The sequence below is a fragment of the Kineococcus haloalkalitolerans genome, assembly GCF_050871905.1.
GTDB lineage: Bacteria > Actinomycetota > Actinomycetes > Actinomycetales > Kineococcaceae > Kineococcus.
On the sequence record NZ_JBJLSH010000078.1, the window covers coordinates 1 to 10,207 of the forward strand.

Annotated in this window: 5 protein-coding genes; all 5 read right to left on the reverse strand. The window is 70.9% G+C overall.

All coding sequences use genetic code 11. From position 1 onward, the window contains the following. Positions 1-144: 144 nt before the first annotated feature. Entirely contained in the window at positions 145-4,026 is a 3,882-nt protein-coding gene (locus ACRYMY_RS19030) for a DNA-directed RNA polymerase subunit beta' (protein ID WP_432548788.1), read from the reverse strand. 105 nt (positions 4,027-4,131) lie between these two features. Beyond that, on the reverse strand, positions 4,132-7,614 hold the full coding sequence (rpoB, locus tag ACRYMY_RS19035; protein WP_432548789.1) for a DNA-directed RNA polymerase subunit beta: 3,483 nt from the start codon (positions 7,612-7,614) through the stop codon (positions 4,132-4,134). A gap of 452 nt (positions 7,615-8,066) precedes the next feature. Next, entirely contained in the window at positions 8,067-8,456 is a 390-nt protein-coding gene (rplL, locus tag ACRYMY_RS19040; protein ID WP_432548790.1) for a 50S ribosomal protein L7/L12, read from the reverse strand. 72 nt (positions 8,457-8,528) lie between these two features. Then, on the reverse strand, positions 8,529-9,107 hold the full coding sequence (rplJ, locus tag ACRYMY_RS19045; RefSeq protein WP_432548791.1) for a 50S ribosomal protein L10: 579 nt from the start codon (positions 9,105-9,107) through the stop codon (positions 8,529-8,531). Between the two features lie 295 nt (positions 9,108-9,402). Further along, on the reverse strand, positions 9,403-10,119 hold the full coding sequence (gene rplA, locus ACRYMY_RS19050; RefSeq protein ID WP_369069294.1) for a 50S ribosomal protein L1: 717 nt from the start codon (positions 10,117-10,119) through the stop codon (positions 9,403-9,405). Between the last annotated feature and the right edge of the window lie 88 nt (positions 10,120-10,207).

Genomic DNA, 10,207 nt, shown 5'->3' on the forward strand with positions numbered 1-10,207 from the left:
GGCATCCCGGGGGGGTTATGGAAGTCCTCCACCCCCCCCCGGTTGACCGGGCGCATGTGGTCGGCGTCCTGCGACAGTTACACCCGCGACTCGCCCGGCCCCCCGGGGCGGCCCGCGCGCGGCGGGCCGGGACGGTGCGGGGCCTCAGCGGTAGTCGCTGCTGCCGTAGTCGAACTCCTCCAGCGGGACGGCCTGGCCGGAGCCCACGCCGAACTGGGCGTAGTCGACGTCGTCGTAGCCGGGCACCGAGTACATCTGCGCCTTGGCCTCCTCGGTCGGCTCCACCCGGATGTTGCGGTAGCGGGGCAGCCCCGTGCCGGCCGGGATGAGCTTGCCGATGATGACGTTCTCCTTCAGGCCGAGCAGCGGGTCGCTCTTGCCCTCCATGGCGGCGTTCGTCAGCACCCGCGTCGTCTCCTGGAAGGAGGCCGCGGACAGCCACGAGTCCGTCGCGAGCGACGCCTTCGTGATGCCCATCAGCTCCGGGCGGCCGGAGGCCGGCTGCCCGCCCTCCGCCATCACCCGGCGGTTCTCCTCCTCGAAGCGCGCGCGCTCGACGAGCTCGCCGGGCAGCAGCTCCGACCCGTTCTGCTCGATGATCGTCACCCGCTTGAGCATCTGGCGGACGATGACCTCGATGTGCTTGTCGTGGATCTGCACGCCCTGGGAGCGGTAGACCTCCTGCACCTCGTCGACCAGGTGCATCTGCACCCGGCGCGGGCCGAGGATGCGCAGCACCTGCTTGGGGTCGACGGCGCCCTGAACGAGCTTCTGCCCGACCTCGACGTGCGCGCCGTCCTCCACCAGCAGCCGCTGGCGCTTGGAGACCGCGTACTTGACCTCCTCCGAGCCGTCGTCGGGGGTGACGACGATGGAGCGGCCCTTGTCCGTGTCCTCCAGCGAGATCCGGCCGGCGACCTCCGAGATCGGCGCGTTCCCCTTGGGGGTGCGGGCCTCGAAGAGCTCCACCACGCGCGGCAGGCCGTGCGTGATGTCACCGGCCTCGGACGCGGCACCACCGGTGTGGAAGGTGCGCATCGTCAGCTGCGTGCCGGGCTCGCCGATGGACTGCGCCGCGACGATGCCGACGGCCTCGCCGATGTCGACGAGCTTGCCGGAGGCCAGCGAGCGGCCGTAGCACAGGGCGCAGGTGCCCACGCGGGACTCGCAGGTCAGGACCGAGCGGACCTTGACCGACTCGACACCGCGCCCGACGAGGTCGTCGATGACGACGTCGCCGAGGTCGGCGCCGGCGGCCAGGGCCACCTCGCCGTCCACCACGACGTCCGAGGCGAGGACCCGGGCGTAGACCGAGCTCTCGACGTCGTCGTGGCGGCGCAGCGAGCCGTCGGAGGCGCGCTCCGCGATGGGCATCTCCAGGCCGCGCACCGTGCCGCAGTCGTCCTCGCGGACGATGACGTCCTGGGAGACGTCCACCAGGCGGCGCGTGAGGTAGCCGGAGTCGGCCGTCCGCAGCGCGGTGTCCGCCAGGCCCTTGCGGGCGCCGTGCGTGGTGATGAAGAACTCCAGCACCGTCAGGCCCTCGCGGAACGAGGCCTTGACCGGGCGCGGGATGATCTCGCCCTTCGGGTTCGCCATCAGGCCGCGCATGCCGGCCAGCTGGCGCATCTGCATCCAGTTGCCGCGCGCGCCCGAGCTCACCATGCGGTGGATCGTGTTGTGCGTCGGCATGGCCTGCTCGAGGTCGCGGGCGACCTCGTTGGTGGCCTGGGTCCAGATCTCGATGAGCTCCTGGCGGCGCTCGTCGTCGGTGATCAGACCGCGCTCGTACTGCTGCTGGACCTTCTCGGCCTTGGCCTCGTAGGTCTCCAGGATCTCCTGCTTGCGCGGCGGCGAGACGACGTCGGCGATGGAGACCGTGGTGCCCGAGCGGGTGGCCCAGTGGAAGCCGGCCTCCTTCAGGGCGTCCAGGGTCGCCGCGACCTGCACCTTGGGGTAGCGCTCGGCGAGGTCGTTGACGATCGCCGACAGGCCCTTCTTGTCCACCGCCACGTTGACGTAGCGGTAGTCCACGGGCAGGGCCTCGTTGAGCAGCGCGCGGCCCAGGGTGGTCTCGACCAGCAGGTCGTCACCGGGCGCCCAGTCCTCGGGCAGCTCCCAGTCCGGCTGCGGCACGACGCCCGACAGGCGGATGCGGACCGTGGCGTTGAGGTCCAGCTCCTTGGCGTCGAAGGCCATGATCGCCTCGGCGAGCGAGGAGAACACGCGGCCCGCGCCCACCACGTCCTCGCGGTCGGCGGTCAGGTGGTAGATGCCGATGATCATGTCCTGGGTGGGCATGGTCACCGGGCGCCCGTCCGCCGGCTTGAGGATGTTGTTGCTGGAGAGCATGAGGATGCGGGCCTCGGCCTGCGCCTCCGCGCTCAGCGGCACGTGCACGGCCATCTGGTCGCCGTCGAAGTCCGCGTTGAACGCGGTGCAGACGAGCGGGTGGATCTGGATGGCCTTGCCCTCGACCAGCTGCGGCTCGAAGGCCTGGATGCCCAGGCGGTGCAGCGTGGGCGCGCGGTTGAGCAGCACCGGGTGCTCGGTGATGACCTCGGACAGGACGTCCCAGACCACCGGGCGGGCGCGCTCGACCATGCGCTTGGCCGACTTGATGTTCTGCGCGTGCGACAGGTCCACCAGCCGCTTCATGACGAAGGGCTTGAACAGCTCCAGCGCCATCTGCTTGGGCAGGCCGCACTGGTGCAGCTTCAGCTGCGGGCCGACGACGATGACCGAGCGGCCCGAGTAGTCCACGCGCTTGCCGAGCAGGTTCTGGCGGAACCGGCCCTGCTTGCCCTTGAGCATGTCGGACAGCGACTTGAGCGGGCGGTTGCCCGGGCCCGTCACCGGCCGGCCGCGGCGGCCGTTGTCGAACAGCGCGTCGACGGCCTCCTGCAGCATGCGCTTCTCGTTGTTCACGATGATCTCGGGCGCACCGAGGTCGAGCAGGCGCTTGAGCCGGTTGTTGCGGTTGATGACCCGGCGGTACAGGTCGTTCAGGTCGGAGGTCGCGAAGCGGCCGCCGTCCAGCTGCACCATCGGGCGCAGGTCCGGCGGGATGACCGGCACGCAGTCCAGCACCATGCCCTCGGGCGAGTTGCGCGTGGTGAGGAACGCGGAGACGACCTTCAGCCGCTTCAGGGCGCGGGTCTTGCGCTGGCCCTTGCCGGTGGCGATGACCTCGCGCAGGTGCTCGGCCTCGGCCTCCAGGTCGAAGCTCTGCAGGCGCTTCTGCAGCGCCGCCGCGCCCATGCCGCCCTCGAAGTACAGGCCGAAGCGCTCGCGCATGGCGCGGTAGAGCACCTCGTCGCCCTCGAGGTCCTGGACCTTGAGGTTGCGGAAGCGGTCCCACACGTTGGTCAGGCGGTCGATCTCGGCGTCGGCGCGACGGCGGATCTGCGCCATCTCGCGCTCGGCCGACTCGCGCACCTTGCGGCGCACGTCCGACTTGGCGCCCTCGGCCTCCAGCTCGGCCAGGTCGGCCTCGAGCGTCTTGGCGCGGGTCTCCACGTCGGAGTCGCGGCGGTTCTCGATCTCGCGCTTCTCGACCTCGATCTGGGCCTCGAGCGAGGACATGTCGCGCTGACGGCCCTCGTCGTCCACCCACGTGATCATGTAGGCCGCGAAGTAGATGACCTTCTCGAGGTCCTTGGGCGCCAGGTCCAGCAGGTAGCCCAGGCGGCTCGGGACGCCCTTGAAGTACCAGATGTGCGTGACGGGGGCGGCCAGCTCGATGTGGCCCATGCGCTCACGGCGGACCTTGGCCCGCGTGACCTCGACCCCGCAGCGCTCGCAGATGATGCCCTTGAAGCGGACGCGCTTGTACTTGCCGCAGTAGCACTCCCAGTCCCGGGTGGGACCGAAGATCTTCTCGCAGAAGAGCCCGTCCTTCTCCGGCTTCAGGGTGCGGTAGTTGATGGTCTCCGGCTTCTTGACCTCACCGTGCGACCACGTGCGGATGTCCTCCGCGGTGGCCAGCCCGATGCGCAGCTCGTCGAAGAAGTTGACGTCGAGCAACGTGATCTTCTTTCTGTCGTGTCCTGAGGTCTGACTGGTCAGAGGACCTCGCGGTCCCGGTGGCCGGCGGTGGCGGGCCGGGGGTGCTCCCCCGGCCCGCACCCGTCAGACCTCTTCGACGCTGCTCGGCTCGCGCCGAGCCAGGTCGATGCCCAGCTCCTCGGCCGCCCGGAAGACGTCCTCGTCGCTGTCGCGCATCTCGATGGCCATGCCGTCGGAGGAGAGCACCTCGACGTTCAGGCACAGGGACTGCATCTCCTTGATGAGCACCTTGAAGCTCTCGGGGATGCCCGGCTCGGGGATGTTCTCGCCCTTGACGATGGCCTCGTAGACCTTCACGCGGCCCAGCACGTCGTCCGACTTGATGGTCAGCAGCTCCTGCAGGGCGTAGGCGGCGCCGTAGGCCTCCAGGGCCCAGACCTCCATCTCGCCGAAGCGCTGGCCGCCGAACTGCGCCTTACCACCCAGCGGCTGCTGCGTGATCATCGAGTACGGGCCGGTCGAGCGCGCGTGGATCTTGTCGTCGACCAGGTGGTGCAGCTTCAGGATGTACATGTAGCCGACCGACACCGGGTCCGGGAACGGCTCGCCGGAGCGGCCGTCGAACAGCCGCGCCTTGCCGTCGCCCTGCACGAGGCGGTCGCCGTCGCGCGTCGGGCGGGTCGACTCGAGCAGACCGGTGATCTCGTGCTCGCGGGCGCCGTCGAAGACGGGGCTGGCGACGCGCGAGCCGGCCGGCGCCGAGCGGATCTCCTCGGGGATGAGCTCGGCCCAGTCCGGCTGGCCCTCGACCTCCCACCCGCGGCTGGCGATCCAGCCCAGGTGCAGCTCCAGGACCTGACCGACGTTCATCCGGCTCGGCACGCCGAGCGGGTTGAGGATGACGTCGACCGGCGTGCCGTCCTCGAGGAACGGCATGTCCTCCACGGGCAGGATCTTGGAGATGACGCCCTTGTTGCCGTGGCGGCCGGCGAGCTTGTCACCGTCGGTGATCTTGCGCTTGTTCGCGACGTAGACGCGCACCAGCTGGTTCACGCCCGGGGGCAGCTCGTCGCCCTCCTCGCGGTCGAAGACCTTGACGCCGATGACGGTGCCGGTCTCGCCGTGGGGGACCTTCAGCGACGTGTCGCGGACCTCGCGGGCCTTCTCGCCGAAGATGGCGCGCAGCAGGCGCTCCTCGGGCGTGAGCTCGGTCTCGCCCTTGGGGGTCACCTTGCCGACGAGCAGGTCGCCGTCGCGGACCTCGGCGCCGATGCGGATGATGCCGCGCTCGTCCAGGTCGGCGAGGACGTCCTCCGCGACGTTGGGGATGTCGCGGGTGATCTCCTCCGGGCCCAGCTTGGTGTCGCGGGCGTCGACCTCGTGCTCCTCGATGTGGATCGAGGACAGGACGTCGTCCTGCACGAGGCGCTGCGACAGGATGATCGCGTCCTCGTAGTTGTGGCCCTCCCACGGCATGAACGCCACGAGCAGGTTGCGCCCCAGCGCCATCTCGCCGCCGTCGGTGGACGGGCCGTCGGCCAGCACCGTGCCGACCTCGACGCGCTGGCCCTCCTCCGCGAGCACGCGCTGGTTGTACGCGGTGCCGTGGTTGGAGCGGCGGAACTTCGCGACCCGGTAGGTCGAGGTCGTCCCGTCGTCGTTGCTGACCGTCACCAGGTCGGCCGAGACCTCGGTGGCGACACCGGCCTTCTCGGCCACCACCACGTCGCCGGCGTCGACCGCCGCGCGGAACTCCATGCCCGTGCCGACCAGCGGCGCCTCGGTGCGGACCAGCGGCACCGCCTGGCGCTGCATGTTCGAGCCCATGAGCGCGCGGTTGGCGTCGTCGTGCTCGAGGAACGGGATCATCGCGGTCGCGACCGAGACCATCTGGCGCGCGGCGACGTCCATGTAGTCGACCTCGTCGCGCGGGACGAACTCGGTCTCGCCGCCCTTGGCGCGCACCAGGACGCGGGCCTCGGCGAACGAGCCCTCCGCGTCCAGCGGGGCGTTCGCCTGGGCGATGACGAAACCGTCCTCCTCGTCCGCCGTGAGGTAGTCGACCTCGTCGGTGACGCGGCCCTCGACGACCTTGCGGTACGGGGTCTCGATGAAGCCGAACGGGTTGATGCGCCCGTAGCTGGACAGCGAGCCGATGAGGCCGATGTTCGGGCCCTCGGGCGTCTCGATCGGGCACATGCGGCCGTAGTGCGACGGGTGGACGTCGCGGACCTCCATGCCGGCGCGCTCGCGGGACAGACCGCCGGGGCCCAGCGCCGACAGGCGGCGCTTGTGGGTCAGGCCCGCCAGCGGGTTGGTCTGGTCCATGAACTGCGACAGCTGGCTCGTCCCGAAGAACTCCTTGATGGAGGCCACGACGGGACGGATGTTGATGAGCGTCTGCGGCGTGATGGCCTCGACGTCCTGCGTCGTCATGCGCTCGCGCACGACGCGCTCCATCCGGGACAGGCCCGTGCGGACCTGGTTCTGGATGAGCTCGCCGACGCTGCGCAGGCGGCGGTTGCCGAAGTGGTCGATGTCGTCGACCTCGACGCGCACGTCGACGGGCTCGCCGCCCTTGACGCCCTGCATCGTCGTCTCGCCCGCGTGCAGCTTCACCAGGAACTTGATGGTGCGCACGATGTCGTCGACGGAGAGGACGCTGTTGGCCAGCGGCTCCTCCTGCCCCAGCTTCTTGTTGACCTTGTAGCGGCCGACCTTCGCCAGGTCGTAGCGCTTGGGGTTGAAGTAGAGGTTGTCGAGCAGGTTGCGCGCGGCCTCCTGCGTCGGCGGCTCACCCGGGCGCAGCTTGCGGTAGATGTCCAGGAGGGCGTCCTCGACACCGGTGGTGTGGTCCTTCTCCAGCGTGGAGATCATCGACTCGTAGTCGGCGAACTCCTCGCGGATCTGCGCCTCGCTCCAGCCCAGCGCCTTGAGCAGCACGGTCACGGACTGCTTGCGCTTGCGGTCGATGCGCACGCCGACGGCGTCGCGCTTGTCGATCTCGAACTCCAGCCACGCGCCGCGCGACGGGATGATCTTGGCGGTCCACGTGTCGCGGTCGGACGTCTTGTCCGGCACGCGCTCGAAGTAGATGCCCGGCGAGCGGACCAGCTGCGAGACGACGACGCGCTCGGTGCCGTTGATGACGAAGGTGCCGCGGTCGGTCATGAGCGGGAAGTCGCCCATGAAGACCGTCTGGCTCTTGATCTCACCGGTGTTGCCGTTGATGAACTCCGCGGTGACGAAGAGCGGCGCCGCGTAGGTGAGGTCGCGCTCCTTGCAGTCGTCCAGGGAGTACTTGGCCGGCTCGAAGCGGTGGTCGCGGAAGGACAGCGACATGGAGCCGGAGAAGTCCTCGATCGGGGAGATCTCCTCGAAGATCTCCTCCAGACCGGAGGTGGTGGGGACGGCGAGACCGCCCTCCTGGGAGGCCGTCACCCGGTCCTGCCAGCGCTTGTTGCCGAGCAGCCAGTCGAAGCTGTCGGTCTGCAGCGCCAGGAGGTCGGGGACCTCCAGAGGTTCGTGGATCTTGCCGAAGGAGTACCGACCGGAGACGGTCAGCGCAGAGGTGCTCGGTGCGGACGCTGTGCGCGAGGCGGCCAAAGAGGGGTCCTTCCACGGGCCTGCGAACGTGACGCGCCACCCGCCCCACTCGGTCGTCCCACGGCGACGGCCGGCCATATGACTCAGGGCAGCGCAAAACAGCAGGGTACCTTCGGTAGGCGCGGCTGTCCACCCCCTCTTCAGGGGCGCTCGCGCGGCACCGGCCCGGCCACCGACCTCGCTGTCGGCGCGGAGCGGGTGACGTCCCGACCCGCCACGAGGATGGCCCCGAGCGGACCCCGCGTCAAGGCGGTCCGGCCCTCCTGGGGACGGCGTGTCGCCCGCACGACCCCCGCGGACCCCTCACCGCACCCACCGAGCCCGCTGGCCCGCGCGCCGAGGGGCGGCCGAGCCGCCGACCGCGCCCGGACGCGCCGAGGGGCGGCCGGGCCGCAGCCCGACCGCCCCTCGGCGGAGGTGCCGGGACCCGCGCTGCGGGCCCCGGCGGGAGGTCACTTGAGGGTGACGGTGGCGCCGGCGCCCTCCAGGGCGGCCTTGGCCTTCTCCGCGGTCTCCTTGTTGACCTTCTCGAGGACGGGCTTGGGGGCGCCGTCGACGAGGTCCTTGGCCTCCTTGAGGCCGAGGGAGGTCAGGCCGCGGACCTCCTTGATGACGCCGATCTTCTTGTCGCCGGCGGCCTCGAGGATGACGTCGAACTCGTCCTTCTCCTCCTCGGCCTCGGCGGCGGCGCCACCAGCGCCACCGGCCGGGCCGGCCACGGCCACGGGGGCGGCGGCGGTGACGTCGAAGGTCTCCTCGAACTTCTTCACGAAGTCGGAGAGCTCGATGAGGGTGAGCTCCTTGAACGCGTCGAGCAGCTCGTCGGTGCTGAGCTTCGCCATGGTGTGGCGTCCTTCCTGATCAGGGGTGTCCGGCCGCGGAGGTCCCGCGGGCCGAGGGGTGCGAGCGGACGCTCAGGCGTCCGCGGTCTCGGCCGCGGGGGCCTCGGAGACCTCGGGGGACGCGGCAGCGGGCGCGCCCGCGGCCTGCTTCTCCCGCAGCGCTTCGACGGTGCGGACCGTCTTGGACAGCGGCGCCTGGAAGAGCGCGGCCGCCTTGGCCTGGGACGCCTTGAGGACGCCCGCGACCTTGGCGAGCAGGACCTCGCGGGACTCGAGGTCCGCGAGGGCCGTGACGTCGGCCGCGCTGATGGCGCGCCCGTCGAGCAGCCCGCCCTTGACGACGAGCTGGGGGTTGGTCCGGGCGAAGTCGCGCAGGCCCTTGGCCGCCTCGACGGGGTCACCCGCGACGAAGGCGATCGCGGTGGGGCCGACGAGCTGCCCCTCGAAGGCCGTGACACCGGCCTCCTTCGCCGCGATGGTGGCCAGCGTGTTCTTCAGGACCGCGTAGGTCGTGTCCGGACCCAGCGTCCGGCGCAGCTGCGTGAGCTGCGCGACGGTCAACCCCCGGTACTCGGTGAGCACCGCAGCGTTGGACTCGGTGAGCAGCGTGCGGATCTCCTTCACCGCGGCTGCCTTGTCAGCCCGTGCCATGGGCCCTCCTTCCTCGATCTCGGGGAAGCCGATCGGGCCCGGACGCACGAAACGCCCCGGCGCAGGCGCGCGGGGCGTCGGTCCCGGCGGGGCCGGGGCTGATGCTGAGCTCACCTGCGCAGGTCGCCCGTGGAACGGGACCTTCTGCCACCCGGGGGCGGCGACCGGCGGTCTTCGGTACCACCAGCCTACACGCCCGCGCGGGGTGCCCCGGACGGCGCGGCCCCCGCACGCGCGGAGGGGGCGGTCCGGCCGCTCGCGCGGCCGGACCACCCCCTCCGGGAGCCGGGACGGCTCAGGCGGTGGTGAGCTCCTCGGCGACACCGCGGGTGGCCGCGGGGTCGACCGGGACGCCCGGGCCCATCGTGGTGGAGATGGTCGCCTTCTTCAGGTAGCGGCCCTTGGACGCCGACGGCTTCAGCCGCAGCACCTCGTCCAGGGCGGCCGCGTAGTTCTCGACGAGCTGGCGCTCGTCGAAGGACACCTTGCCGATGACGAAGTGCAGGTTGGCGTGCTTGTCGGTGCGGAACTCGATCTTGCCGCCCTTGATCTCCGTGACGGCCTTGGCCACGTCCATGGTGACCGTGCCCGTCTTCGGGTTCGGCATCAGGCCGCGGGGGCCCAGCACCTTGCCCAGGCGGCCGACCTTGCCCATGAGGTCCGGCGTCGCCACGGCGGCGTCGAAGTCCAGGCGGCCCTTGGAGACCTCGTCGATGAGCTCGTCGCCGCCGACGATGTCGGCGCCGGCGGCCTCGGCCTGGGCGGCGCGCTCACCCACGGCGAAGACCAGCACGCGGGCGGTCTTGCCGGTGCCGTGCGGCAGGTTGACGGTGCCGCGGACCATCTGGTCCGCCTTGCGCGGGTCGACGCCCAGGCGGAACGCGACCTCGACGGTCGCGTCGTACTTGGTCGTCGAGGTCTCGCGGGCGAGGCGGACGGCCTCGACCGGGCTGTACAGGGCGTCGCCGTCGATCTTCTCGACGGCGGCGCGGTAGGCCTTGCTGCGCTTCACGGTCTCTCCTCGTGGTGGTGGAGTCGTGGTCGTGGGGGGGGGGGGGGGGGGGGCGCCCCCCCCCCGCCCGCGCGCGGGCGCCCGCGCG

What these genes read in the sequence shown, in the direction of transcription:
- rplJ (WP_432548791.1), bottom strand. Translation starts at nt 9,107, where the DNA reads ATGGCACGGGCTGACAAGGCAGCCGCGGTGAAGGAGATCCGCACGCTG.
- rplL (WP_432548790.1), bottom strand. Translation starts at nt 8,456, where the DNA reads ATGGCGAAGCTCAGCACCGACGAGCTGCTCGACGCGTTCAAGGAGCTC.